The sequence below is a fragment of the Pseudomonas sp. RIT-PI-S genome (assembly GCF_025642975.1).
Taxonomy (GTDB): Bacteria; Pseudomonadota; Gammaproteobacteria; order Pseudomonadales; family Pseudomonadaceae; genus Aquipseudomonas.
On sequence record NZ_JANZKJ010000017.1, the window covers coordinates 79599 to 106263 of the forward strand.

The 26665-nt window shown below is 64.5% G+C and carries 16 protein-coding genes; 8 read left to right on the top strand and 8 right to left on the bottom strand.

The features are described from left to right. The first annotated feature begins 298 nt into the window (after positions 1-298). The 5 genes from tpx to OGL93_RS19805 all read left to right on the top strand — a co-directional run bounded on the left by tpx (position 299) and on the right by OGL93_RS19805 (position 10048). Positions 299-799, top strand: coding sequence for a thiol peroxidase (gene tpx, locus OGL93_RS19785; RefSeq protein ID WP_263264611.1), 501 nt, complete (start codon positions 299-301; stop codon positions 797-799). A gap of 198 nt (positions 800-997) precedes the next feature. After that, the gene (locus OGL93_RS19790) at positions 998-2314 is read left to right on the top strand and encodes an MdtA/MuxA family multidrug efflux RND transporter periplasmic adaptor subunit (protein ID WP_263264613.1); all 1317 of its coding nucleotides are present in this window, start codon (positions 998-1000) and stop codon (positions 2312-2314) included. Then, positions 2311-5499 carry an efflux RND transporter permease subunit gene (locus OGL93_RS19795; protein WP_263264614.1) on the top strand — a complete coding sequence of 1063 codons (3189 nt, stop codon included), beginning with the start codon at positions 2311-2313 and terminating at the stop codon, positions 5497-5499. The genes OGL93_RS19790 and OGL93_RS19795 overlap by 4 nt, the downstream gene beginning before the upstream one ends. Continuing rightward, positions 5496-8603 (top strand): efflux RND transporter permease subunit, encoded by a 3108-nt coding sequence (locus OGL93_RS19800; protein WP_263264615.1) that lies wholly within the window; start codon positions 5496-5498, stop codon positions 8601-8603. The genes OGL93_RS19795 and OGL93_RS19800 overlap by 4 nt, the downstream gene beginning before the upstream one ends. Further along, positions 8600-10048 (top strand): efflux transporter outer membrane subunit, encoded by a 1449-nt coding sequence (locus tag OGL93_RS19805; protein ID WP_263264617.1) that lies wholly within the window; start codon positions 8600-8602, stop codon positions 10046-10048. The genes OGL93_RS19800 and OGL93_RS19805 overlap by 4 nt, the downstream gene beginning before the upstream one ends. A 70-nt stretch (positions 10049-10118) precedes the next feature. On the opposite strand, the gene OGL93_RS19810 is transcribed toward OGL93_RS19805, so the two are convergent. The 3 genes from OGL93_RS19810 to OGL93_RS19820 form a co-directional block, all read right to left on the bottom strand. Continuing rightward, complete coding sequence (locus OGL93_RS19810) at positions 10119-10445, bottom strand: hypothetical protein (RefSeq protein WP_263264619.1); 327 nt, start codon at positions 10443-10445, stop codon at positions 10119-10121. A 168-nt stretch (positions 10446-10613) separates the two neighbouring features. After that, positions 10614-11783, bottom strand: coding sequence for a cystathionine beta-lyase (locus OGL93_RS19815; protein ID WP_263264621.1), 1170 nt, complete (start codon positions 11781-11783; stop codon positions 10614-10616). Between the two features lie 119 nt (positions 11784-11902). Beyond that, entirely contained in the window at positions 11903-12628 is a 726-nt protein-coding gene (locus OGL93_RS19820) for a haloacid dehalogenase type II (RefSeq protein ID WP_263264622.1), read from the bottom strand. A gap of 212 nt (positions 12629-12840) precedes the next feature. Here OGL93_RS19820 and OGL93_RS19825 point away from each other — a divergent pair, with 212 nt between their 5' ends. Then, positions 12841-13944, top strand: coding sequence for a catalase family protein (locus tag OGL93_RS19825; protein WP_263264623.1), 1104 nt, complete (start codon positions 12841-12843; stop codon positions 13942-13944). A 62-nt stretch (positions 13945-14006) separates the two neighbouring features. Here the strand turns inward: OGL93_RS19825 and OGL93_RS19830 are convergent, their stop codons facing one another. The 5 genes from OGL93_RS19830 to OGL93_RS19850 all read right to left on the bottom strand — a co-directional run bounded on the left by OGL93_RS19830 (position 14007) and on the right by OGL93_RS19850 (position 21044). Next, the gene (locus OGL93_RS19830) at positions 14007-16124 is read right to left on the bottom strand and encodes a TonB-dependent siderophore receptor (protein WP_263264624.1); all 2118 of its coding nucleotides are present in this window, start codon (positions 16122-16124) and stop codon (positions 14007-14009) included. 266 nt (positions 16125-16390) lie between these two features. Further along, entirely contained in the window at positions 16391-18250 is a 1860-nt protein-coding gene (locus OGL93_RS19835) for a pyruvate kinase (protein WP_263264626.1), read from the bottom strand. A gap of 121 nt (positions 18251-18371) precedes the next feature. After that, positions 18372-19523: an acyl-CoA dehydrogenase family protein gene (locus OGL93_RS19840; protein WP_263264627.1), complete on the bottom strand. Its 1152-nt coding sequence runs from the start codon at positions 19521-19523 to the stop codon at positions 18372-18374. A 60-nt stretch (positions 19524-19583) separates the two neighbouring features. Then, on the bottom strand, positions 19584-20663 hold the full coding sequence (locus tag OGL93_RS19845; protein ID WP_263264629.1) for an enoyl-CoA hydratase/isomerase family protein: 1080 nt from the start codon (positions 20661-20663) through the stop codon (positions 19584-19586). A gap of 204 nt (positions 20664-20867) precedes the next feature. Further along, a complete protein-coding gene (locus OGL93_RS19850) occupies positions 20868-21044 on the bottom strand; it encodes a hypothetical protein (protein ID WP_263264631.1) in 177 nt (58 codons plus the stop codon). A 202-nt stretch (positions 21045-21246) separates the two neighbouring features. Between OGL93_RS19850 and OGL93_RS19855 the strand changes: the two genes are divergently transcribed. Both OGL93_RS19855 and treS read left to right on the top strand, forming a co-directional pair. After that, positions 21247-23271: an alpha-1,4-glucan--maltose-1-phosphate maltosyltransferase gene (locus OGL93_RS19855; protein WP_263264633.1), complete on the top strand. Its 2025-nt coding sequence runs from the start codon at positions 21247-21249 to the stop codon at positions 23269-23271. 14 nt (positions 23272-23285) lie between these two features. Beyond that, complete coding sequence (gene treS, locus OGL93_RS19860) at positions 23286-26606, top strand: maltose alpha-D-glucosyltransferase (protein ID WP_263264634.1); 3321 nt, start codon at positions 23286-23288, stop codon at positions 26604-26606. Positions 26607-26665: the final 59 nt, after the last annotated feature.

Consider the following 26665-nt stretch of genomic DNA (forward strand, 5'->3'; position numbering starts at 1 on the left):
CCCGCGCGATCAAAAACGACCTCTGGGCATTGCCAGGCCAACGGCCCGACAGGCCACGTTAAAGCCTACAGGCGGGGGCGTCCAATCGCTTGTGGCGATGGCTTGATAGACCTCGTTGATGGTGTCGGGGTTCGGGCGGATGGGCTATTGGACCTCGGGTGAGCGGCCGAGGCTTGCGAACTCGGGCTGCTGCTTGCCGAATCCAGCCTGGCCCGGAAGGTTCTGAACCATGGCCGCCCCGGGCTAATCATGGTTAACTCGCCGGTTCCGACAACACTCCACCAAAAGGAAAGCGTTCATGGCTCAAGTGACCCTCAAGGGCAACCCTATCCGTGTCGACGGCCAACTTCCCCAGGCCGGCAGCCAAGCGCCAGCGTTCTCGCTGGTGGCCGGTGACCTGAGCGATAAAACCCTCGCCGACTTCGCCGGCAAGCGCAAGGTGCTGAACATCTTCCCAAGCGTGGACACCCCCACCTGCGCCACCTCGGTGCGCAAGTTCAACGCCCAGGCCAACGAGTTGTCGAACACCGCAGTGCTGTGCATCTCGGCCGACCTGCCGTTCGCCCAGAAGCGTTTCTGCGGCGCCGAGGGCCTGGAAAACGTTGTGAACCTGTCGACCCAGCGTGGTCGCGAGTTCATCGAAGCCTACGGCGTGGCCATCGCCGAAGGCCCGCTCAAGGGGCTGACCGCTCGCGCAGTGGTGGTGCTCGACGAGCAAGACAAGGTGCTGTACAGCGAGCTGGTACCGGAAATCGGCCAGGAGCCGAACTACGACGCGGCCCTGGCCGTACTGAAGTAACGCCTTTCCGATCCTGCGGGGCAGCGGCCATTCTTGCGCCACGCCCCGTAGGAGCAGGCGCCAGCCCACGAACGGTCATCTCGTAGGTGTTATTGGTAACGCATTGTTACTAATAGCGTAAATGACCGGTAAATGCGCTTTGCGAAAAGCGCCCGAGTGCTTATCGTTCAGCGTCCTGAAGGAAAGCTGAGCCGCGCCATGGTCGATCGTCCCCGTCATTCCCGTTCCCGCCTGGTTCGCGCCGCGCTGGCCGCCTTGTTGTTGCTGCTGGCCGTGAGTGCGGCTGTCTGGTACTGGAACCATCGTCAGGTGGCCGCCCCCCAGGATCCGTCCGCCAAGGCCCAGGGCCATGCCCGCCGCCCCGGCGGCAACCCTATGCGCCCAGGTTGGGGCGATGCCGCCGGGGCCACCCCAGTAAGGGTCGGTGCCGTCACCCTGGGGGACTTCCCTGTTTATCTCAAAGCCTTGGGCACGGTGACCGCGCTCAATACGGTCAACGTTCGCACCCGCGTGGCAGGCGAGCTGGTCAAGGTCAACTTCCAGGAAGGCCAGGCGGTGAAGGCCGGCGATCTGCTGGCGCAGATCGATCCGCGTAGCTACCGCATCGCGTTGCAGCAGGCCGAGGGCACCCTGGGCGAGAACCAGGCGCAGTTGAAGAATGCCCAGGTGGACCTCAAGCGTTACCGCGACCTCTTCGCCCAGGACAGCATCGCCCGGCAAACCCTCGACACCCAGGAAGCGCTGGTGGCGCAGTACCAGGCCACGGTGAAAACCAACGCCGCCGCGGTCGAGGATGCCCGCCTGAACCTGCAGTTCACCGACATCCGCGCACCCATCGCTGGCCGCGTTGGCCTGCGCCAGCTCGATGCCGGCAACCTGTTGGCCGCCAATGACAGCACCGCGGTCGCGGTCGTCACCCAGATGCAGCCGATCAGCATTGCCTTCACCCTGCCGGAAACCCAGATCGACCCCGTGCTGCAGCGCTACCGCAAGGGTGACAAGCTCAGCGTGGAAGCCTGGGATCGCGCCGACCGCGAGCAGGTGGCAAGCGGCGTGCTGGCCAGCCCGGACAACCAGATCGACACCGCCACTGGCACGCTCAAGTTCAAGGCGCGCTTCGAGAACAAGGACGAGCACCTGTTCCCCAACCAGTTCGTCAACGTTCGGCTGTTGGTCGATACCCTGCGCCAGGTGGTGCTGGCGCCGAGCGCGGCCATCCAGTTCGGCACCGACGGCACCTTCGTTTACCTGCTGGAGGGGGACAACAAGGTGCGCGTGCGGCAAGTGAAGGTCGGCGCCAGCGATGGCAGCTCGACCGTCATCGAAAGCGGCCTGGCCAAGGGTGACCGCATCGTGCTCGAAGGCACCGACCGCCTGCGCGACGGGGGCGAGGTGGAAGTGGTCAACGACAACCGTGCGCTGCCCGCAGGCCCCGGCGAGCACCTGCAAGGCGCCAAGCCGAGCGAAACCACGGCGCCCAGCCAAGCTTCGGGCCAGGGCAAGGCCGGCGCATGAACCTCTCGCGGCTGTTTATCCTGCGCCCGGTCGCTACCACGCTGAGCATGCTGGCGATCGTGCTGGCCGGCCTGATCGGCTGGCGGCTGATGCCGGTATCGGCACTGCCCCAGGTGGACTATCCCACCATCCGGGTGATGACCCTCTACCCAGGTGCCAGCCCGCAGGTGATGACCAGCGCCGTCACCGCCCCGCTGGAGCGCCAGTTCGGCCAGATGCCCGGGCTTGAACAAATGGCCTCGACCAGTTCCGGTGGCGCGTCGGTCATTACCCTGCGCTTCAGCCTGGCGCTGAACATGGACGTCGCCGAACAAGAAGTGCAGGCCGCCATCAACGCGGCCAATAACCTGTTGCCCAGCGATTTGCCGGCGCCGCCGGTGTACAACAAGGTCAACCCGGCGGATACGCCGGTGCTGACCATCGCCATCAGCTCCAAGACCTTGCCGTTGCCCAAGGTCAACGACCTGGTCGATACCCGCATGGCGCAGAAGATCGCCCAGATCGGCGGCGTGGGCATGGTCAGCATCGCCGGTGGGCAACGGCACGCAGTGCGGATCAAGGTCAACCCGCAGGCACTGGCCGCGGCCGGGTTGAACCTGGCCGACGTGCGCAGCCTGATCGGTGCCTCCAACGTGAACCAGCCCAAGGGCAACTTCGACGGCCCCACGCGGGTGGCCATGCTCGACGCCAACGACCAGCTGCGCTCCCCGGAGGAATACGCCAACCTGATTCTCAGCTACAAGAACGGCGCGCCGCTGCGCCTGCGCGACGTAGCCGAGATCGCCGATGGCGCGGAAAACGAACGCCTTGCCGCATGGGCCAACCGCAACCAGGCGGTACTGCTCAACATTCAGCGCCAGCCCGGCGCCAACGTGATAGACGTGGTCGACCGGGTCAAGGCCGTGCTGCCCACCCTCACCGCCAGCATGCCGGCGGGCCTGGACGTGACGGTGCTCAGCGACCGCACCCAGACCATCCGCGCCTCGGTGTGGGATGTGCAGAAGGAGTTGCTGTTCGCGATTGCCCTGGTGGTGATGGTGACCTTCCTGTTCCTGCGTCGGCTCAGTGCCACGCTGATTCCGTCGGTGACCGTGCCGCTGTCGCTGATCGGCACCTTTGGCGTGATGTACCTGGCCGGGTTCTCGGTCAACAACCTCACCCTGATGGCCTTGACCATCGCCACCGGCTTTGTGGTGGACGACGCCATCGTGATGCTGGAAAACATCGCCCGCCATATCGAAGAGGGTGAAACGCCGATGCAGGCGGCGATCAAGGGCGCTCGGCAGATCGGTTTCACCTTGGTGTCGCTGACCTTCTCGCTGATCGCCGTGCTGATTCCCTTGTTGTTCATGGGCGATGTGGTAGGCCGGTTGTTCCGAGAATTCGCCATCACCCTGGCGGTGGCCATCCTCATCTCCCTGGTGGTGTCGCTTACCCTCACGCCGATGATGTGCGCGCGCATGCTCAAGCGGGAGCCGCCGGAAGGGCAGCAGTCTCGCTTCTACCGCGCCAGCGGCGCCTGGCTGGATTGGCTCGTCGCCCGTTATGCCAAAGGCCTGGGTTGGGTGCTGCGGCATCAGCCGCTGACCCTGCTGGTGGCAGTCGCCACGCTGGGCCTGACCGTAGCGCTGTACCTGATGGTGCCCAAGGGCTTCTTTCCGGTACAGGACACCGGCTTTATCCAGGCGGTTTCCGAGGCGCCGCAGGCGGTCTCGTTCCAGGCCATGAGCGAGCGCCAGCAGGCCCTGGCGGACATCATCCTGCAGGACCCGGCCGTGCAGAGCCTTTCTTCCTACATTGGCGTGGACGGCGACAACGCCACCCTCAACAGCGGGCGATTGCTGATCAACCTCAAGCCCCACGGCGAGCGAGACCTCAGCGCTGCCGAGGTCATCGCCCGCTTGCAACCGAAGGTGGACCGCCTGGTGGGCGTGCGCTTGTTCATGCAGCCGGTGCAAGACCTGACCATCGAGGATCGGGTCAGCCGCACGCAGTACCAGTTCAGCCTGGCCTCCCCGGATGCGGACCTGCTCGCGCGATGGACCGGCACGCTGGTGGACGAGCTGCGCCAGCGCCCGGAACTCAAGGACGTGGCCAGCGACCTCCAGGACAAGGGCCTACAGGTGTACCTGGACATCGACCGCGATGCGGCGATGCGCCTGGGCGTGAAGGTGTCGGACATCACCAATGCCCTCTACGACGCCTTCGGCCAGCGGCAGATCTCCACCATCTACACCCAGGCCAACCAGTATCGGGTGGTGCTGCAGTCGGCGGACGGCGGCCGCATAGGCCCCGAGGCGCTGGAACAGCTCTACGTGAAAGCCTCGTCGAGCAGCAGCGATACCAGCACAGAAACGGAAATGGCCAGCGGCACCGGCTCTTCCGCCAACGCAAGCGCCACCACCAACACGACCACTACCAGCGGCGCTCAGGTGCGCCTGTCGAGCCTGGCGCGGATCGAGCAGCGCCAGGCGCAGCTGGCCATTTCTCACCTGGGGCAGTTCCCGGCGGTCACGCTGTCGTTCAACCTCGCCGATGGAATTTCGCTCGGCGAGGCGGTGCAGGTGATCGAGCAGGCCCAGCAGCACATCGGCATGCCCCTTAGTGTGCAAACCGAATTCCAGGGCGCCGCCGCCGCGTTCCGCGCTTCGCTGTCGAGCACGCTGCTGCTGGTGCTGGCGGCGGTGGTGACCATGTACATCGTGCTGGGAGTGCTGTACGAGAGCTATATCCACCCGATCACCATCCTCTCGACCCTGCCATCGGCGGCGGTCGGCGCGCTGCTGGCGCTGCTGATCAGCGGCAAGGACCTGGGCATGATCGCTATCATCGGCATCATTCTGCTGATCGGGATCGTTAAAAAGAACGCGATCATGATGATCGACTTCGCCCTGGAAGCGGAGCGCAGCCGCGGCCTGGAACCCCAGGCGGCGATCTACGAGGCCGCCTTGCTGCGCTTCCGGCCGATCTTGATGACCACCCTGGCGGCGCTGTTCGGTGCCTTGCCATTGATGTTCGCCAGTGGCTCTGGCGCTGAGCTGCGGCAACCGCTGGGGCTGGTGATGGTCGGTGGGCTGCTGGTCAGCCAGTTGCTCACGCTGTTCACCACCCCGGTCATTTACCTATGGTTTGACCGCACCAGCCGCCGCTTCGGCCGGCGACCCGCGCCGCAGGCCCAGGCGTGAACCTCTCCGGCCCGTTCATCCGGCGCCCGGTCGCCACCCTGTTGCTGAGCCTGGCGATCATCCTGCTCGGCGGCGTGAGCTTCGGCCAGCTGGCCGTGGCGCCGTTGCCACAGATGGACTTTCCAGTGATCGTGGTCAGCGCCAACCTGGCCGGGGCCAGCCCGGAAGTAATGGCTTCGTCGGTGGCCACCCCGTTGGAGCGGGCGTTCGGCGCCATCTCCGGGGTGACCAGCATGAACAGCCGCTCCAGCCAGGGCTCGACCCGGGTCATCCTGCAATTCGAGCAAGGGCGCGACATCAACGGCGCGGCCCGGGACGTGCAGGCAGCGATCAATGCCTCGCGCAACCTGTTGCCCAGCGGCATGAAGAGCATGCCCACCTACAAGAAGATCAACCCCTCCCAGGCGCCCGTGATGGTGCTGGCGCTGACCTCTCCGGCGTTGGACAAAGGCCGCTTGTATGACCTGGCGTCCACCGTCCTCTCGCCGACCCTGGCCCAGGTGAGCGGGGTGGGGGAAGTGCAGATCGGCGGCAGCTCGCTGCCCGCGGTGCGCATCGAGCTGGAGCCGGCCCGGCTCAACCAGTACGGCATCGCCCTGGACGAGGTGCGCTCGGCCATCGACAACGCCAACGTGCGCCAGCCCAAAGGCTTCGTCGAAGACGCCCAGCGGGCGTGGCAGGTGCAGGCCAACGACCAGCTCGAGCAGGCTCGCGATTACCGGCCCTTGGTGATCCGCCAGCAAAACGGCGCGATCCTGCGCCTGGGTGACGTGGCCAAGGTCAGCGATGGGGTCGAGGACCGCTACAACAGCGGCTTCTACAACCGCCAGGATGCGGTGCTGCTGGTGATCAACCGCCAGGCCGGAGCGAACATCTTGGAAACCGTGGAAGCGATCAAGGCGCACCTGCCGGCGCTGCGCTCGTTACTGCCGGCGAACGTGGAACTGGACGTGGGCATGGACCGCACCACGGTGATCAAGGCCACCTTGCACGAGGCCGAGCGCACCCTGCTGATCGCGGTGGTGCTGGTGGTGCTGGTGGTGTTCGGCTTCCTCGCCAACGGCCGCGCCGCGCTGATCCCCACGCTGGCGGTGCCGGTGTCGCTGATCGGCACCTTCGCGGTGATGTACCTGTACGGGTTTTCCCTCAATAACCTCTCGCTGATGGCGCTGATCCTGGCCACCGGGCTGGTGGTGGACGACGCCATCGTGGTGCTGGAAAACATTTCCCGGCACATCGACGACGGCATCCCGCCGCTGCGCGCCGCTTACCAGGGCGCCCGTGAGGTGGGCTTTACCCTGCTGGCGATGAACACCTCCCTGGTGGCGGTGTTCCTGTCCATCCTGTTCATGGGCGGGATCATCGAGAACCTGTTCCGCGAGTTTTCCATCACCCTTGCCGCCGCGGTGGTGGTATCGCTGGTGGTGTCGCTCACGCTGACCCCCATGCTCTGCGCGCGCTGGCTGAAACCGCGGCCGCCGGGGCCCGAGCGGCGTTGGCAGCGCTGGAGCAACGCCGCCAACCAGCGGCTGATGGCCGGTTACGATCGCACGTTGGGCTGGGTGCTGCGCCACCCCGTGCTGACCTTGCTGTCGCTGCTGGCGACCATCGCGCTGAACGTCGCGCTGTATGTGGTGGTGCCCAAAACCTTCATGCCGCAGCAGGATACCGGCCAGCTCATGGGCTTCATCCGGGGCGACGACGGCCTCTCCTTCACCGTGATGCAGCCCAAGATGCACCAGTTCCGCGACGCTATCCTGGCCGACCCCGCGGTGCTCAGCGTGGCCGCGACCCTTGGCGGTAACAACGGCACCAATAACGCGACCATTCTGGTGCGGCTCAAGCCCCTGGCGGAGCGCGGGGTGTCTGCGCAGCAAGTGATCGAGCGCCTGCGCCGCACGGTGCCGAAGATCCCCGGCGGGCGCTTGATGCTGATGGCCGACCAAGACCTGCAATTCGGTGGCGCCCGGGACAACTCCAGCTCCCAGTACCAATACATCATTCAAAGCGGCGACCTGGCCACGTTGCGGCAGTGGTTCCCGAAGGTGGTTGCGCTGTTCCGCTCGCTGCCGGAGCTGACGTCCATCGATGCCCGCGATGGCGCCGGCACCGCGCAGGTGACCCTGGTGGTGGACCGCGACCAGGCCAAGCGCCTGGGTGTGGACATGAACACCGTGATGACGGTGCTCAACAATGCCTATAGCCAGCGGCAGATCTCCACCATCTACGACAGCCTGAACCAGTACCAGGTGGTGATGGAGATCGACCCCCGCTATGCCCAGGATCCGGTCACCCTGGACCAGGTGCAGGTCATCACCAGCGCGGGCAAGCGGGTGCCGCTTGCAGCCGTGGCCCGTTACGAGAACAGCCTGGCCGATGACAGCGTCAGCCACGACGGGCAGTTCGCCTCGGAGGCGATTTCCTTCGACCTTGCTCCCGGGGTGCCTCTGGATCGCGCCACCGCAGCGATCGAGCGGGGGCTGGCCGGGCTGGGCATACCCGACGAACTCATCGTCAAGGCCGGTGGCAACGCCAATGCCTTCATGGATTCGCAAAAGAGCCAGCCATGGATGATCCTCGGGGCGTTAGTGGCGGTGTACCTGATCCTCGGCATTCTCTATGAGAGCTATATCCACCCGCTGACAATCCTTTCGACCCTGCCCTCGGCTGGGGTCGGGGCGCTGCTGGCCATCTACCTCACCGGCGGCGAGTTCAGCCTCATTTCCCTCCTGGGGTTGTTCCTGCTGATCGGGGTGGTGAAAAAGAACGCGATCCTGATGATCGACCTGGCGCTGCAACTGGAGCGTGACGAAGGCCTGGCGCCGCTGGAGTCAATCCGCCGCGCGTGCCTGCTGCGCTTGCGGCCGATCCTGATGACCACCCTGGCCGCTGTGCTCGGTGCGCTGCCATTGTTGCTGGGCAGCGGCGACGGCGCGGAGATGCGGCGGCCCCTGGGGCTGGCGATCATCGGCGGTTTGCTGCTCAGCCAGGTCCTGACCCTCTACACCACGCCTGTGGTTTATCTTGCCCTCGACCGCTTGCGCCATCGCTATAACCGCTGGCGTGGGATCCGCACCGACGCTGCCTTGGAAACCCCGCTATGACCGTGCCAACCGCCTTCCGCCCCTGGGCTGTTTATCCGCGCCTGCTGGCCCTGGCCTGCTGCGCCGGATGGCTCGCCGGCTGCGCCGTGGGCCCGGATTATCAGCGCCCGGCTGTGGCTACGCCGGCGCAGTTCAAGCAGGCCGAGGGTTGGCGGCAGGCGGCACCGGCCGATGAGCGGGCCCGGGGCGCCTGGTGGGAGGTGTACCAGGACCCGGCCCTCAATGAGCTGGTGGCCGCGCTCAACCGCAACAACCAGACCGTCGCCCAATATGACGCCCAGTATCGCCAGGCCCAAGCGCTGGTGCGCAGCGCCCGCGGTGCCTTCTATCCAAGCCTCGGCCTGAGCGTAGGCAAAACCCGCGCCGCCCAGGGCAGCGGCAGCAGCGGTTCTAGCCTGAGCACGGCCAGCAGCGGCATCCGCGATACCTACAACGCGCAATTGGGCGTGAGCTGGGAAGCGGATCTGTGGGGCAAGCTGCGTCGCGGTCTGGAAGCCGATACCGCCAGTGCCGGGGCAAGCTTTGCCGAGCTGGCGGCGATGCGCCTGAGCCTGCAATCGCAACTGGTGCAGGACTACCTGCAGATTCGCGTGCTGGATGAGCAGAAGCGGCTGTTGCAGGCCACCGTCGAAACCTATCAACGGTCCTTGGAACTGACCCAGAACCAGTACCGCGCGGGCGTGGCAGGCAGCGACGCCATCGCCCTGGCGCGCACCCAGCTCAAAAGCACGCAGGCCGAACTGGTGGACCTGCAATGGCAGCGGGCACAGTTGGAAAACGCCATCGCGGTGCTGATGGGCCAGCCTCCGGCCACCTTCGGCCTGGCCGAGCGCGAACAGGTGCCGGCATTGCCGGAGATTCCCCTGAGTGTGCCGTCGCAATGGCTGGAGCGCCGGCCAGATATCGCCTCGGCGGAGCGTAACGTGATTGCCGCCAATGCCGAGATCGGCGTGGCCACCGCGGCTTATTACCCCGACCTGTCGCTCAGCCTGAGCGGCGGTTATAGCTCCAGCAGCTCGTCGAACTGGATCAGCCTGCCCAACCGCTACTGGTCGGTGGGGCCGGAGCTGGCGCTGACCCTGTTCGACGGCGGGCAGCGTTCGGCCGAAGTGCAGCGTACCCAGGCGGCCTATGACCAGACTGTCGCCCAGTACCGGCAGACCGTGCTCGACGGCATGCGCGAGGTCGAGGACTACCTCAGCCAGTTGAAGGTCTATGAAAACGAGGCGGTGTTACGCGATGAGGCGCTGGCCGCGGCGCGCGATTCCTTGCGCCTGACCACCAACCAATACCGGGCAGGGCTTATCGGCTACTTGGACGTGGTCACGGTGCAAGCGACCGCGTTGAATAACGAACGCAGCGCGCTAACGCTCTTGCAAAGCCGGTTGCTGGCTAGCGTGAACCTGATCGTGGCGCTGGGTGGGGGGTGGGAGGCGAACCCGTAGCAGCCTTATGGCAAGCATAAAAAAACCGGCCACTGCGCGAAGCAGTCGGCCGGTTCGATCAAGCCTAGGCTTATTTGCTAGCGCCGCCGCCCGAACCACCAGCGCCGCTACCGCCGCCGCTAGAGCCACCGCCATCGCCCGACCCGCCACCGTCGCTGCCACCACCGGTGCCGTTGGTCATGCCGCCGGTACCTGCGCCCGAGGTGCCAGGGGTGCCAGGAGTACTTTGGCCCATGCCCCCGTTATTGGTGCCATTGCCACCGCCCGTGGTCGACGGGTTAGTCGTGTTACCACTGTTAGGCGCGGTGGTGGTGCCAGATTCCGCCGCCAGCGCAGCGACAGAAGTTGCGCTCAGCAGACCGGCTAATACTAGGCCGGCCAGTTTATTCATGTTCATGGGTGAATCTCCGCATTATGGGGATTACCTTAGCTTGGGTACGACGCTGCGCTTAAGGTGCCTGCTGGCCGACGAACGGTCGCTGCAAGGCTATTTGAGCAATATGTGTTTTAACGTAAACGCGAGCCTTTGCCTGCGCTGGGCACCTGATGCCGGTGCCCGCGCCGCTCAAGCACTACCGGCTCCGGCGAGCGCCTGCGCCAGGTCGGCGATCAGGTCCGCTGGCGCTTCCAGGCCGATGTTCAACCGCACCAGTTGCCCTGCTCGCGCCGGGCCCCGGGCCAGCCGCGGGTAGGCCATCACCAGGCTGGTAGTGCCACCCCAGCTGAAGCCCAGCTTGAACAAGCGCAGGCCTTCCACGAAGCGGGTGGTGCACGCTTGATCGAAGCCTGGCTGGAACACAATGGAAAACAAGCTGCTGCTGCCGCTGAAGTCGCGCTGCCAGTGGTCATGCCCCGGGCAATCGGGCAGGGCAGGGTGCAGCACCCGGGCGATGGCTTGCTGCTGCTTGCACCAGCCAACGACTTCTAACGCGGAGGCCTGCAACCGCTCCAGGCGCACCGCGAGGGTTTCCAGGCCGCGCAGCGCCAGCGCGCAATCGTCTGGGGATACCCCCAAGCCCAGCAGGCGATGGGTGGCGCCTAGCCGTTCGAACCACTGTGCGCCGCCGGCAGACACCGAGCCGAGCAGTAGGTCACTGTGCCCGCCTATGTACTTGGTCAGGGCTTGTAGGCTGATATCCACCCCGTGGGCAAAGGCATCGAAATAGACCCCGGCGGCGTAGGTGTTGTCCAGGGCCACGGGCACTCCCGCCTGGTGCGCGGCGGCCACGATGGCTGGAACGTCTTGCACTTCCATGGTGATGGAGCCGGGGCTTTCGCACCACACCAGGTGGGTATTAGGCCTGATCAGGGTGGCGATGTTCGCGCCGGCCAGCGGGTCGTAAGGTTCGACCTCGATGCCCAGCCCCGCCAATAAATCTGTCGCCAGTTCGCGGTTGGGGCCGTAGGCGCTGTCTGGCAGCAGCACATGCGAGCCGGCCCGGCAGCAAGCCAGATACACCAGCAGAATCGCCGCCTGGCCTCCCGGGGTGATGAAGCTGCCGTGGGCGCCTTCCAGCTCGGCGATGCGCAGCGCCAGTTCACGGGTAGTGGGGGTGCCGTACAGGCCGTAGGTGTAGTGGTCCTGGCGCCAGTTGTCCTGCACATCGGCCAGCCGCTCGAATACCACGGTCGACCCCCGGTGTATCGCCGGCACCAGGGCCTTGAAGCCCGCCGGCACCTGCACCTGAGGCTGAACCAGGGTGGTGTGCCAATGCTGCTTTTTATTGTCGTTCATGCGGTCTCCCTGTCTGCTGGGTAGTGCGTTCTGGCCGTCGCTGGTGAGCTTGCCCGCACCTGCAAGAAGCGCCCTGCCCTGGAGGGCATGGGTGAAGCCGAATCACCCGCGAGCCTGGCTCAACACTCCAACGCTTGCGCCACCTCGATCAGCGATTCGGCAACGATGTCCCAGGGGCCGGTCGCTGCGAGGTCGGTCTGTTGAGCGGGGCCATGTTCGGTGGGCCGGCGTACGAACACCGTGCGCATGCCGGTCGCGCTGGCCGCGGCAAGGTCCTGGTTATGGGCGGCGACCATCGCCGTCCGCTCGGGCAGCAGGCCTACCGCGGCCACGGATTTGAGGTAAGCCTGCGGTTGCGGCTTGTAGGTCTGGGCCAACCCGGCGCCGGTAATGACATCCCAGGGCAGCCCACCGAACCTCGCCAGGTTCAACATGCCGGCGATATGGCCGTTAGACAGGGGCCCTATGGGAAAGCGGGACTTGAGCCGGGTCAGCCCTTCGACAGCGTCGGGCCAAGGGTCGAGCCGTTCCCAGGCGGTGTTCAGCGCCACCAGGTCGCGTTCGCGGATGGCGGCAAAGTCGGCGTTGTGCCTGGCCAGGACGGTTTCGAGGTTTTCCCGGTGCAGCACGTCGAGGGTCACGAAGGCACGCTCCCCTGAGCGCACCCGCTGCATCGAGGGCTGATACAGCCCCCGCCACTCGTCGGCGAAGTTCAGTGGATCGACATCGATTGCGTAGCGGTCGAGGAACGGCTGCGCCGCACGGGCCACGCCGTTGCGCCAGTCCACCACCGTGCCAAACACGTCGAAGCCTAGAAAGCCTGCCTTCCGCACCTGCTCGCTCACAGCCCGCCCTCCGAAATTTGGCCGGCCTGATCGCCAGCGGCATACAGTTGACCGCCTCACAGGCCAACGATTGCATCCGGTTGCCGCTGCGTTGGTCGCAGCCGCTGAACGCCGGGCAGGGTTTGAGGGTCGGCAGTAGGTCCCGCCTTAGCCCGTCGATAAAGAAACCGGGCACGGCGCGCCACCGTACTCAGCCGATCGAGACCCTACCCATGAATACCCTTCCGCCCGTCGTGCCGCCGATCCTGTTCCAGCCATCCTTCGAGCAGATACCTGAAGACGAAGCCGAAACCAGCGCGGCTTTGGTCGAAGCCATGCACAGCATCCTGGAAACCACCCTGGCCGATTACGGCCATCCGGTGCGTAGCGTTCATGCCAAGGCCCACGGGCTGCTCAAGGGAACGCTGACGGTGCTCGACGGGCTGCCGTCGGAGCTGGCCCAAGGCGCGTTCGCCCGGCCCGGCCGCTACAACGTGGTGATGCGGCTGTCCACCAACCCTGGGGACATCCTCGACGACAAGGTCTCCACCCCGCGTGGCCTGGCGTTGAAGATCATCGGCGTGGAAGGGGAGCGGCTGCCGGGCAGCGAAGGCGACACCACCCAGGACTTCGTCATGCAGAACGCCAGGGCGTTCACCGCGGCCACCCCGAAGGATTTTCTAAAAACGCTGAAGCTCCTGGCAAAAACCACCGACAAGGCCCCAGGGCTGAAGAAAGCCCTCTCGGCGGCCCTGCGCGGTATCGAATCCACGGTCGAGGCCATGGGCGGTGAAAGCGGCACGCTGAGAAGCCTTGGTGGCCACCCCTTGACGCATATCCTCGGCGAAACCTTTTACACGGTCGTGCCCATCCTTTACGGCGCCTATTACGCCAAGCTCAGCGTCGCTCCGGTGTCGCCTGGCCTGACCGCGCTGACCGGGCAGAAGGTGGACCTGGACGACAAGCCCGACGGCTTGCGTGAAGCCGTGCAGGCCTACTTCGCCGAGCAGGACGGCACCTGGGAAGTGCGGATTCAGCTCGCCACCGACGCCGAGAAAATGCCTATCGAAGACGCCTCGGTGCTATGGCCTGAAGACCAGAGCCCGTATGTCGCCGTAGCGCGTATCGACATCCCCCGGCAGCCCACGTGGTCGACCGAACGGGTAAGCGAGGTGGACGACGGCATGTCCTTCAGCCCCTGGCATGGCCTGGCCGCGCATCGCCCGCTGGGCGGCATCATGCGCGTGCGCAAGCCGGCCTACGAGCATTCGGCGGGCTTCCGTGGTGAGCATCGCGGTTGCCCGATCCATGAGCCGCGGCCAGCGGATGGGCTGTGAGAGTCGGCCAAGCCTAAGCGCCGGCCACTGCGATCAGTGGCTGGCGCCTGCCCGTTACCTGGTCAGAACTTCCAGCTGATCGACGCGGTGAGGTTGCGGGGGGTGCCGAAGTTGCTCTGGCCGTAGCGCACGCTTTCCAGGTATTTGCGGTTGGTCAGGTTGTCCAGGTTCAGCTGGGTGCTCCAGTGCGAATCGATCTCGTAGCCAGTCATCAAGCCCAGTAACGCGTAAGCGCCCTGGCTGGCCTCTGGCACGTCGTCGTTCTGGATCTTGCTCTGCCATTTGAGGCTACCGCCGACCTTGACCTTCGGTGCCATGGGCAGCTGGTAGGTCATCAAGGATGTGAACAGGTGGCGCGGCATGAAGGTGCGGCCGCGGTTGTCATCCTCGTCGGTCATGTACACATAGGTATAGCCGCCCTGAACCTGCAGGCCGGGCGCCAATTCGCCAGAGGTCTGCAGTTCCAGGCCGTTGCTCTCGTAGGACATGCCGTCGTAGAGATAGCCACCGAGGCTGGCATTGTAGCCTGCGTAGGTCGCGACGTTGTCCTGCTTGGTATGGAACAGCGCCGCCGATACGTCGAGCTTGCCGTCGCGCAGGTGCCCCTTGATACCCGCTTCGTAGGTCTTGCCTTCGAGGGGCGCCAATACCGAGCCCTGCGGGTTGAGGTAGTACTGCGGGTTATAGATTTCTGCGTAGCTGGCGTAGAGCGCGTATTGCGGGGTCACGTCGTAGATCACCCCGGCGTAGGGGGTGACCTTCCCATGGATACGCACGTCGCGGCCGGTCCCGTAGTTCTCGCCATCGCTGTCCGCGCTTAGCATCCGTGCCCCGGTGATCAAATGCCAATCGTCCGCCAGGCTGAATCGCGCGGCGGCATACACGCTCTTCTGCCGGTCGGTGTAGTTGGACGTGTCCGCCGAGTTGGCGATGTCGTAGGTAGGTTTGGCGACGTTGCCGTTCAAGGCGTCCTCGAGCGAAACCGGCGTGTAGTACAAGGCGCTGCCATACAGCGACGTTTCCTGGGTGCGCGAGCGGGCCACATTGGCACCGAGGGTCAGCTGATGCTCGCGGCCAGCCAAGGAGAATGGGCCGGTGAGGGACAGGTCTGCGTCCACCTCGCGGGTCTTGTCCTTGTACTTGGACCCCAGCCCCGTATACCCGGTGGTCGCATCCGAGCTGTAGATGTAGAACATCTGGGTATCTTCGCGGTGCTCCATGGCCGTAAGCGTCAGCGTGGACTTCCAGTCGTTGGCGAAGCTGTGCTCCCACTCGGCGAAGGCACGGGTGGTATGGATGTTCCAGTATGACCACGGCTGCGCGATGTTGGCGTGAGTACTGCTGTAGTGGATAGCCTTGCCGCTGGCATCGGTCAGCGGCAGCGAGCCCCAACTGGCACCATCGGAGCTGGTTTTCTGATCTTCGTAACCGACGGTCAGGGTGTCGTTCTCGGTAAGGTCGAACGCCAGCAGCCCGCTGAATATGTTCTTTTCGCGGGAATAGCGGTCGAGATAGGAATTGCCTACCTCGTTGGCGTAGATCAACCGCCCACGTATGTTCCCGGTCTCGGTCAAAGGGCCGGACACGTCGACGTCGACCCGGCGCTTGTCCCAGGAACCGGCACTGACATCCACACGTGCTTGGGTGTCATAAGTGGGCCGCTTGCGCACGAAGTTAATGATGGCCGAGGGGTTGCCACTTCCGCTCATCAGCCCGTTGGCGCCGTGCAGAATGTCGATCTGTTCGTACGGCGCGGGGTCGATGTCACCCACCAGCAAACCATTGTTCAGCGGCATGCCCATGCCGTCGTATTCGAAATTGGTGATGTCGTAACCACGGGCGGTGAAGTAGGTCCGATCTGTCTCGGTCTTCTGAACGTTCACCCCAGGGGTGTTGGCCAACACATCCCGGATGCTGTTCAGCTTGAAATCCTCGATCGCCTGACGCTTGACGCTCGTGGTGCTCTGCGGGGTTTCCTGCGGAGTAAGGTTTAAACGGGTGGTGCTTGTGTTAGGCGTGGCCTGATAGCTTTGCGGTGCAATTTGCGCAGCGGCATCGGTTGTGGAGTCAACGACGGTGGCAGGCAGTGCCACTGTGCTGTCATCGGCCAATGCACTGTTGAAGATACTCACGGCGAGCAACGTAAGCGTTGACACCGGGACTGCAGTAAGTTTGCGCATGGCGAGCGAATACTCCAATGAGCTTGGGGAAGTGGGAAGTATTCGCAATTTTCACATCTAGAAATAATGATAATCAATCTTGACTGCGACGTATGGCGAGTTCTCGCAAGTGATTTTTGGGTAGAGCGTACCGCTAAGCCAAGCGGCGCGGGGCTGCCAGCCCCGTTGCTGGGTTTGTACAGGGTTGTATCCACTGGGTAGCAGGCCTGTCACGAACCGGTTGGTGAAGGGCCTTCTCCTATTCGGCCCCTGGCCCTCACAAGGGATCACGCCTGCGCGGTCTGCACCGGCAAGCGCGCTACCTGCAGCTTCCTCAGCATGTCGCGCTTCTTTTCGTGGTGGTTGTGCATCCGTTTGAGCAGGTCGTCCAGGGCGGCGATCGCCTTATGAATGTAAGGGCCTTTGTTGAGCATCACGCATTCGGCCCGGATGCCCATGGCGGCGTCGGTCATTTCCGCCCGGGTGGGCGCTCCGGTCTTGGCCAGGGTCTCCAGTACCTGGGTCGCCCAAATCACCGGCACGTGCGCCGCCTCACACAGGCAGAGCATTTCTTCCTGCAATTCAGCCGTGCGCTCGAAGCCCGTTTCGACCGCCAGGTCGCCGCGAGCGATCATCACGCCCAGCCGACGGCTGCGCATGCCTTCGAGCAGCAGTTGCGGGAGGTTTTCGAAGCCCTGGCGGGTTTCGATCTTGAGCACCACGCCCAGGTGCTCGGCATCCAGGCGCTTGAGGTGGTCGAACAGGCAGCGGACATCGTCTGCCGAGTTCACGAACGACAATTCGATGATGTCTGCGTGGCGCGCCGCGAACTCCAGCGCGGCCAGGTCATCGTCCGCCAGGCCGACCAGCCCCAGGTCGGTATTGGGCAGGTTGATGCCCTTGTCTGCCTTGAGCTTGGCGCCGCCGGGTGCGTGATCGATGCGCACCTGTAGCGCCTGTGCACTAACCTCCAGCACTTTCCCGCCAATCTTGCCGTCGTCGAACCAGATCGGGTCGCCCGGTTTAGCCGTGGCGAACACGGCCTCGGCGGTGCAGCCGATATGCGCCGGGGCGACCACCGTGCCGCTTGGGTCCACCTGCGCCGGGGCGCCTTGCTCGGCGGCGCGGGTAAGCGTCAGCAGGTCACCTTCGCGCAGCTTGATCGCCTGCCCTCGAGGCGGTACCGAGACTACGCGGGCCTTGGCCTTGCGCCCATCCGGCGCCTTGCGTTTGAGGGCCATGTTCGGGGCGATGTACGTGGTTTTATCCAGCTCTACCCACACACCCTGCGGCTGCACATCGACCACGTGCAGTTTGCGCTTGGCCCCGCGCGCATCCCGGCATTTGAGCACGTCCCCGACCTGCAGCGTGCGCAACCACTTTGCGGGCACCTCGACCGCCACCTCTGCGGTGTGCCGGTCGCCGGTCAGGTATGCCCGGGCCGGTTGCAGCACGGCGCCGTTCTCATCACGCTGCGGCCGCAGTTTCAATATCGCAGGGCCGGCGGCCATGGGGCCGGTGCGTAGTTTGGGCCCGGGCAGGTCCATGGCGACCTGGCAGGGCTTACCGAGCTTGCGGGAGGCCTGACGCACATGCTCGATCATCTTGGCCCAGGCGTCGGGACCATCGTGCGCGCAATTGATCCGTTGGCAGTTCATCCCGGCGACCACCAAGCGCTCGACAAGTTGGGCATCGTGCGCCGCTTCCTCGGGCATGGTGACCATGATGCGCACATCCCTGCCACGGGCCTGGCCGGCGAAGAGCGCCTCGGCATGCCCTTGCAACGCGTACTCCTGGGCAGGTGCGGGCCACGGCTCGGAGGCTTCGGGTGCTGCCCCGAACGAGGCGTGCATCTGCTCCAGCACTGCGATCACCCGGGTTACCGTGTCCAAGGCATCGCTCTCGCAGTGGCCAAGCGAGGACAGCCCGAGCGCGTTCAATTGGCGTTGCAGCAGCCGCACATCGTGACGGCGCAGCGCGAGATAGGCGATCAGGTTGGCTGCGCTGTCGCGGTAGCTGGGGTCGATAGCCGTGAAGTCGAGGTCGGCCAGCGCAGCGCGCATCTGCTCTCGCAGAAAATACAAGGACTTGAGGGCTGCCCCAGCGGGGGCGTATTCAGCCAGGGAGGAGAATGGAGCAGAAGACATGGCGCGCCCTCGTGGCGATTGGAAATAGCCACTTCACCATAGGGCGCGAGGATGACGGTTTTCTTACGTAGCGATGAGCGGGGCGGGCGCTGAAGGCGCAGGGCCTTCGGCGCCAAAGGGATCAGAGGCCGTTGCGCACCAGCTCCCGTGCTATCACCATTCGCTGGATCTCGCTGGAACCCTCGTAGATCTGCGTGATGCGGGCGTCCCGGTAGTATTTTTCCACCGGATAGTCCTCCAGGTACCCGTAGCCACCGTGGATCTGGATCGCCTTGGAGCATACCCATTCGGCCATTTCCGAGGCGAACAGCTTGGCCTGGGAGGCTTCGGACAAGCACGGCAGGCCGGCGCTGCGCAGGCGCGCGGCGTGCAGCACCAGCAGGCGCGCGGCGTTGATCCGGGTGTGCATGTCGGCCAGCAGGTTGGCCACGCTTTGATGCTCGACGATGGGTTGACCGAACTGCACCCGATCGCGGCCATAGCGCAGCGCGGCTTCCAGCGCGGCACGGGCAACCCCTACCGCCTGCGCGGCGATACCAATGCGGCCGCCCTCCAGGTTGGAGAGGGCAATGGCAAGCCCTTTGCCCTGTTCGCCCAGCAGGTTGGCCGCCGGCACCCGGCAGTCGCTCAGGGTGATCGCGCAGGTGTCCGAGGCGCGAATGCCCAGCTTGTGTTCGCTGCGGTCAACGGTAAAGCCCGGGGTCGCGGTCGGCACCAAGAACGCGGACAGGCCCTTTTTGCCCAGTTGCGGATCGGTCACCGCGAACACGATGGCCAGCTCTGCGCGGCGGCCGTTGGTAACGAACTGCTTGGCACCGTTGAGCACCCATTCATCCCCTTGGCGTTCCGCCCGGGTGCGCAGGTTGTGCGCTTCGGAGCCCGCCTGGGGTTCGGTCAGGCAGAAGCAGCCAATGGCCTGGCCGCTAGCCAGCCGCGGTAGCCAGGTGTCTTGCTGGGCAGCGGTGCCGAACTTGAGGATCGGCCCGCAACCTACCGAGTTGTGCACGCTCATCATTGCGCCCACTGCCGCATCGGCGGCGGAGATTTCCTCCACAGCCAGGGCGTAGGCGACGTAGTCCAGGTAACTGCCGCCCCATTGCTCGGGCACTACCATGCCCAGCAGCCCCAGTTCGCCCATTTGTGCGATCACCTGGTCGTCGATCCAGCCAGCCTTCTCCCACGCCTGGGCATGGGGCGCGATCTGCCCCTGGGCAAACTGGCGCGCCATGTCGCGGAACATGACCTGTTCTTCGCTCAGCTCGAGGTCTTGCATGTGTCACTCCTTGGCAAAGCCTGCCTGCCCCCGGCGCCCGCTCCTGCGGGAGGGCGAGGGTCAGAGGCCTTCGAATAGTTCTTGTAGTTGTCGTGGGCCTGGGGCCGGCTTCCAGCGCGGCCGCTTGTCTTTGTCGATCAGCAGGGCCCGCACGCCTTCGAGCAAGTCGCCTCGCTCGAACCACTGGCTGGCCAGATGCAGCTCCATATGGAAGCAGCTCTCGAGGCTCAGCTGGCGCCCGAACACTAGCATTTCACGGGTTACCACCATCGCCAGGGGCGAGCGCAGCGCCATTTCTTCGGCCGTGCGCAAGGCCCAGTCGCGGCTGTCCGCCACGTTCACCTGGCGAAGCTGTTCAATGATGCTGGGCACCTCCGGTTGATTGAAGAAATGATCGATGGCCGGGCGCAGGCGATCCAGCGGCGGCTCAGGCAGCACTTGCACGCCCAGCTTGGCGAGCACGTTCTGTACATCCTTCAAGGGCATGGCCGACCATTCGGTGCGGTCCAGGCGCTCTTCGAACTGCGCCAGCCGGTCGTGCTCCACGAACCAGTCGGCAAGGCCGCAATAGAGGGCATCGGCCGCCTGGATGCGGGCACCGGTGATGCCTAGGTAAAGGCCGATGGCGCCGGGCAGCCGGGACAGGAAATAACTGGCGCCAACGTCTGGAAAAAACCCGATGGCGGTCTCGGGCATGCCCAGCCAGCTGCGCTCGGTCACCACGCGCAACTCGGCGGCCTGTGCCAGGCCCATGCCGCCGCCGAGGGTGAAGCCATCCATCAGCGCGACCACTGGCTTGCGGAATTGATGCAGGGCCAGGTCCAGCTGATATTCCTCGGCGAAAAACGTTTGGTGCAGGTTGTCGTGGCGTTCGTAGCTCTCGCACAGCGCACGCACGTCGCCGCCGGCGCAGAAGCCCTTGTTGCCGGCGCCGCGCAGCACCACCACCAGCACGTCGCTGTCTTCGGCCCATTCGGCAAGGCGTGCACGCATTTCGCGCACCATTGGCAAGGTGAGCGCGTTGATACCCGCGGGGCGGTTCAAAGTGAGGTAGCCGACGTGATTGCGGACCTCACTCAAAATAGGGTTGTTAAGGAGGTTGGCATCCTGGCCCTGGGCGGAAATAGCCTGTGCAGACATTCGCAAAGTCCCTGCTTATTGTTAAGGCGGGCCCGCCGCGCACGCTGGTTGCTGGGATGGCGGCATCCTGACAGGCAAGTTTGCGTGCTTCAACGAGCATTGGTGCAGCATTGGCCTGCGTTTTTGCCATTCGTGCCAACGCTGCTGACCACTAATATCAGACCGGATCCAACGCGCTTGGTTCGTCCCGCTGTAAGCATAGATTCAGAGCGGCCCAGCGTGCGCTGGCGGAGCCTCTGCCGGTGGGTCGCCTATGCCTGGGGGTGTGCTGGCGGGGGACGGGACCTCGTCGGGCTCATCGCGTGGGGCCGCCGGCGGCAGCGCCGGATCGTCGATGTTCGGATCGGGAATGTCGAGCGGCTCGGGAAGGGGTAGGGTCATGGCGATGCTCCTGTGTGCGGATTCTTTCAACAGACCCTTTAGCGAAGCGAAAGGGTCCCGTGCGCCGGCCGCCACCTGACGGGCGCACAGCGCTTGAACTTTCAAAAGTGCTCAGCCTCCGAATTCAAAGGTCGAAGCCGCCCGGTTTCGGCAGGGCACAAGTGAACGCGTGGCGTCCACGAGGCGTAGGGAGCGAAGCTCGATGACGGTGGAACAAACCTTTGAAACGGGGCCAGGGGCGCCCCATGGCGAACACCTTGAACACCGCTTGACCATATCCGAGGCGTTGCTGTTGCCACGCATCGCTATCGAAGACGTGTCGCCGGTGCTCGACGACGGTGCCTGGCCGGTCAAATCGTTGGCTGGCCGCACGCTGACCATCGATGCCAAGGTGTTCACCGATGGCCATGACAAGCTGGCGGTCATCCTGCGCTGGCATAAGGTCGGCAACCCGGACTGGCAAAGCACGCCCATGGCGGACCTGGGCAACGATAGCTGGCAGGCGCAGATCACCTTTGACGAAGTCGCCCGGCACAGTTTTGTGATCGAGGCCTGGAAGGATGAGTTCGCCAGCTATCGCTATGAGATAGAAAAGAAGTACGGCGCCGGGGTGAACATTGACCTGGAGCTTGAAGAAGGGCGCTTGCATCTGGAGCAGGCGATGCAGCGCTGCGAAGGCGAGCTGCGTGAACGTATCAAAGGCGTGCATGACCGCCTGGCCGGGCTAGACACGGATCGGCGCGTGGCGCTGTTGCTGGAGCCGGCGACCGCCCAAGCCATGCGCGAGGCAGACAACCGCCCGTTCCTCAGCCACAGCCCTGAATATCCGGTAGAAGTCGAGCGGGAGCGGGCCGAATTCGCCAGCTGGTACGAACTGTTCCCCCGTTCGATCACCGACGACCCCAAGCGCCACGGCACCTTCAACGACGTGCACGGCCGATTGCCGATGATCCGCGACATGGGCTTCGACGTGCTGTATTTCACCCCCATCCACCCCATCGGCCGGGCGCACCGCAAGGGCCGCAACAACTCCCTTGAAGCAGGCCCGGACGACGTTGGCAGCCCATACGCGATCGGCAGCCCCGATGGCGGCCATGAAGCGATCCACCCGCAGTTGGGCACCCGCGAGGACTTCCGCCGCCTGGTCAAGGCAGCCGCCGAGCATGGCCTTGAGGTCGCGCTGGACTTCGCCATCCAGTGCTCCCAGGACCACCCCTGGCTCAAGCAGCATCCGGGCTGGTTCTCCTGGCGCCCCGACGGCACCATCCGCTACGCGGAAAACCCGCCGAAGAAATACCAGGACATCGTCAACGTCGACTTCTATGCGGCCGAAGCCGTGCCGTCGCTGTGGCTCGAACTATGCGAGGTGGTCTGGGGCTGGGTACAGGAAGGTGTGAAGATCTTCCGAGTGGACAATCCCCACACCAAACCACTGCCGTTCTGGCAATGGATGATCGAGGAAATCCGCAGCCGCGATCCGGACGTGATGTTCCTCGCCGAGGCCTTCACCAAGCCCGCGATGATGGCCCGGTTGGGCAAGGTCGGGTACAGCCAGAGCTACACCTACTTCACGTGGCGCAACAGCAAGGCCGAGCTGCAGAAGTACTTCACCGAGCTCAACCAGCCGCCATGGTCGCTGTGCTATCGGCCGAACTTCTTCGTCAACACGCCGGATATCAACCCGTTCTTCCTCCATGAAAGCGGGCGCCCCGGGTTCCTGATCCGCGCCGCGCTGGCAACGATGGGGTCGGGCCTGTGGGGTATGTACTCGGGCTTCGAGATCTGCGAGGCCGCGCCTATTCCCGGCAAGGAGGAGTACCTGGATTCGGAGAAATACGAAATCCGCGTGCGAGATTTCACCCAGCCGGGGAACATCATTGCCGAGATCGCCCAGCTCAACCGCATCCGCCGGCAGAACCCGGCCTTGCAAACCCATCTGGGCGTGGCTTTCTACAATGCGTTCAACGACAACATCCTGTATTTCGGCAAACGTACCCCGGACAAAAAGAACTTCATCCTGGTGGCGATCAACCTCGACCCGCACAACGTCCAGGAGGCGCAGTTCGAATTGCCTCTGTGGGAGCTGGGGCTTGGCGACAATGCCGCGGTCAATGGTGAGGACCTGATGACCGGGCACCGCTGGACCTGGTACGGCAAGACTCAATTCATGCGCCTGGAGCCGCAGATGCCCTTTGGGATCTGGCGAATGGAAAAGGCTTCAATCTGACGGATGCCCCATAAATGGCTAAGAAACCCCGCGAAGCGTTTTTGAACGACCCGCTCTGGTACAAGGATGCGGTGATCTACCAGGTGCATGTGAAGTCCTTCCATGACTCCAACAACGACGGCATCGGTGACTTCCCGGGGCTGATTGCCAAGCTCGACTACATCGCCGAGCTAGGGGTCAACACCATCTGGTTGCTGCCGTTCTACCCCTCCCCACGCCGCGATGACGGCTACGACATCTCGGAATATAAAGCGGTACACCCGGACTACGGCACCATGGCCGATGTGCGCCGCTTCATTGCCGAGGCGCACAAGCGCAACCTGCGCATCATCACCGAGCTGGTCATCAACCACACCTCGGACCAGCACCCGTGGTTCCAGCGTGCGCGCCGGGCCAAGAAGGGCTCGCGGGCCCGGGATTTCTATGTGTGGTCCGATGACGACAAGAAATACGACGGCACCCGGATCATCTTCCTCGACACCGAGAAGTCCAACTGGACCTGGGACCCTGTCGCCGGCCAATACTTCTGGCACCGGTTCTACTCGCACCAGCCGGACCTGAACTTCGACAACCCGCAGGTGATGAAGGCGGTCATCGGGGTGATGCGCTATTGGCTGGACCTGGGCATCGACGGCTTGCGCCTGGATGCCATCCCTTACCTGATCGAGCGCGACGGCACCAACAACGAGAACCTGGTGGAAACCCACCAGGTGCTCAAGGCCATCCGCGCCGAGATCGACGCCAATTACCCGGACCGGATGCTCCTCGCCGAGGCCAACCAGTGGCCTGAAGATACCCAGCTGTACTTCGGCGACCGCAAAGGCGACCACGGCGACGAATGCCACATGGCGTTCCACTTTCCGCTGATGCCGCGCATGTACATGGCCTTGGCCCAGGAGGACCGCTTCCCGATCACCGACATCCTGCGGCAGACCCCCGAGATCCCGCCGAACTGCCAGTGGGCGATCTTCCTGCGCAACCACGATGAACTGACCCTGGAAATGGTCACGGACCGGGAGCGTGATTACCTCTGGAACCACTATGCCGCCGATCGGCGTGCGCGGATCAACCTAGGCATCCGCCGCCGCCTTGCGCCCCTGCTGGAGCGCGACCGTCGGCGGATCGAACTGTTGACCAGCCTGCTGTTGTCCATGCCCGGCACGCCCACCCTGTATTACGGCGACGAGATCGGCATGGGCGACAACATTTACCTGGGCGACCGCGACGGCGTGCGCACCCCGATGCAGTGGTCAGTGGACCGCAACGGTGGCTTTTCTCGAGCCAACCCGGCGAGCCTGGTATTGCCACCCATCCAAGACCCGCTCTATGGCTACCAAGCGGTCAACGTAGAAACCCAGGCCGGCGATCCGCATTCGCTGTTGAACTGGACCCGCCGCCTGCTGGCGGTGCGCAAGCAACAACAAGCCTTCGGCCGCGGTACGCTGAAGATGCTCACGCCTAGCAACCGCCGGGTGCTCGCATACATCCGCGAGTACACCGACGGCAACGGCAAGACCGAGCAGGTGCTGTGCGTGGCCAACGTGTCGCGCGCTGCCCAGGCCGCCGAGCTGGACCTGTCGCCCTACGCGGGCATGGTTCCGGTGGAGATGCTGGGCGGCAGTGCCTTCCCACCGATCGGGCAACTGAACTTCCTGCTGACCTTGCCCCCTTACGCTTTTTACTGGTTTCTGCTCGCACCGGAGAATCAAATGCCCAGCTGGCACGTGGAACCCGCGCAACCTATGCCCGACTTCGAAACTCTGGTGCTCAAAAAACGCATGGAGGAGCTGCTCGAAGGGCCGGCGCGGCATACGCTCGAGCAAGCGACGCTGCAACAGTACCTGCCCAAGCGTCGCTGGTTCGCGGGCAAGGGCACGGCTATCGACAGCATCCGCCTGGCCTACGGCGCGCGCTTCAGCAACCTGCCCACGCCCGTGCTGCTGAGCGAGATCGAAGTGAGCAGCGGCGGTGTGGTGAGCCGCTACCAGTTCCCCTTCGGGTTTTTGCCCGAGGAATTGATCACCAGCGCCTTGCCGCAGCAGTTGGCGTTGTCGCGGGTGCGCCGCAACAACAAGGTGGGCCTGCTCACCGATGCCTTCGTGCTGGAGAGCTTTATCCGCGCGGTGGTCAAGGGGCTCAAGGCCGACACTGTGTTGCCTTGCGGGGAAGGGGAGTTGCGCTTTACCCATACCGCGCAAATGGCCGCGCTGAACCTCACCGAGGAGCCGGCCATCCGCTACCTGTCGGCCGAGCAGTCCAACAGCTCCGTGGTGATAGATGGCTCCATGGTGCTGAAAATGATTCGCAAGGTCAGCGGCGGCGTCCACCCGGAGCTGGAGATGGGCGCCTTCCTCACGGCGGCGGGCTACCAGAACATCTCGCCGCTGATGGGTTCGGTGGTTCGGGTAGACGACGCCGGCACGCCACATTTGTTGATGATCGCCCAGGGCTACCTCAACAACCAGGGCGACGCCTGGGAGTGGACCCAGAACAACCTCGAGCGCGCGGTGCGCGATGAGCTCGACGCCGCCCGCTCCGAGCAGGCCCAGCACTACAACGCCCTGGAAGAACTCAAGGCCTTCGCCGGCATGCTCGGCCAGCGCCTGGGCGAAATGCATGTGGCGCTGGCCGGGGACACCGACAACCCCGACTTCGCCGCCCGGGTCAGTGATGAAAAAGATGCCGAGGCATGGAGCAAAAGCGTTACCGCGCAGGTCGAACGCGCGCTGCACCTACTCGAACAACACAAGGACAGCTTCACCGATGACGCCAAACCCAAGGTGGCCGAACTCCTGGCCCGGCGCGACGCCCTGCTGGCCCATGTGGCCAAGCTCGCCCGCGCGGCGGCGGGTGGGTTGGTGATGCGGGTGCATGGCGACCTGCACCTGGGCCAGGTACTGGTGGTGCAGGGCGATGCCTATTTGATCGACTTCGAAGGCGAGCCTGCGCGGCCGCTGGAAGAACGCCGGGGCAAATACAGCCCCTACAAGGACGTCAGTGGCGTGCTGCGGTCGTTCGATTACGCCGCCGCCATGGCCGTGCGCAGCGCCCAGGCAGTGGACAGCTCCAGCCAGGCGGGCGAGGCACGGCGTCACGTGGCCGAGCGCTACCTGGGCGAAGCACGTCAAGCCTTCATCGAAGCCTACGGGCTGGCCAGCGCCACGCTTCCCCATGCGTGGGAAGACCCCGAAGGAGAGCGCGCGGCCCTTGAATTGTTCAGCCTCGAAAAGGCTGCCTACGAAATCGCTTACGAAGCCGAAAACCGCCCAACGTGGCTGGCCGTGCCTTTGCATGGCCTGTTCGGGCTGCTGGCTACCAACGGAGAGAACACATGAGTGCGCAACAGGGACAGGGCCGCGCCCAGGGCGTATTTCCGCCAGACGCGGATATTCAA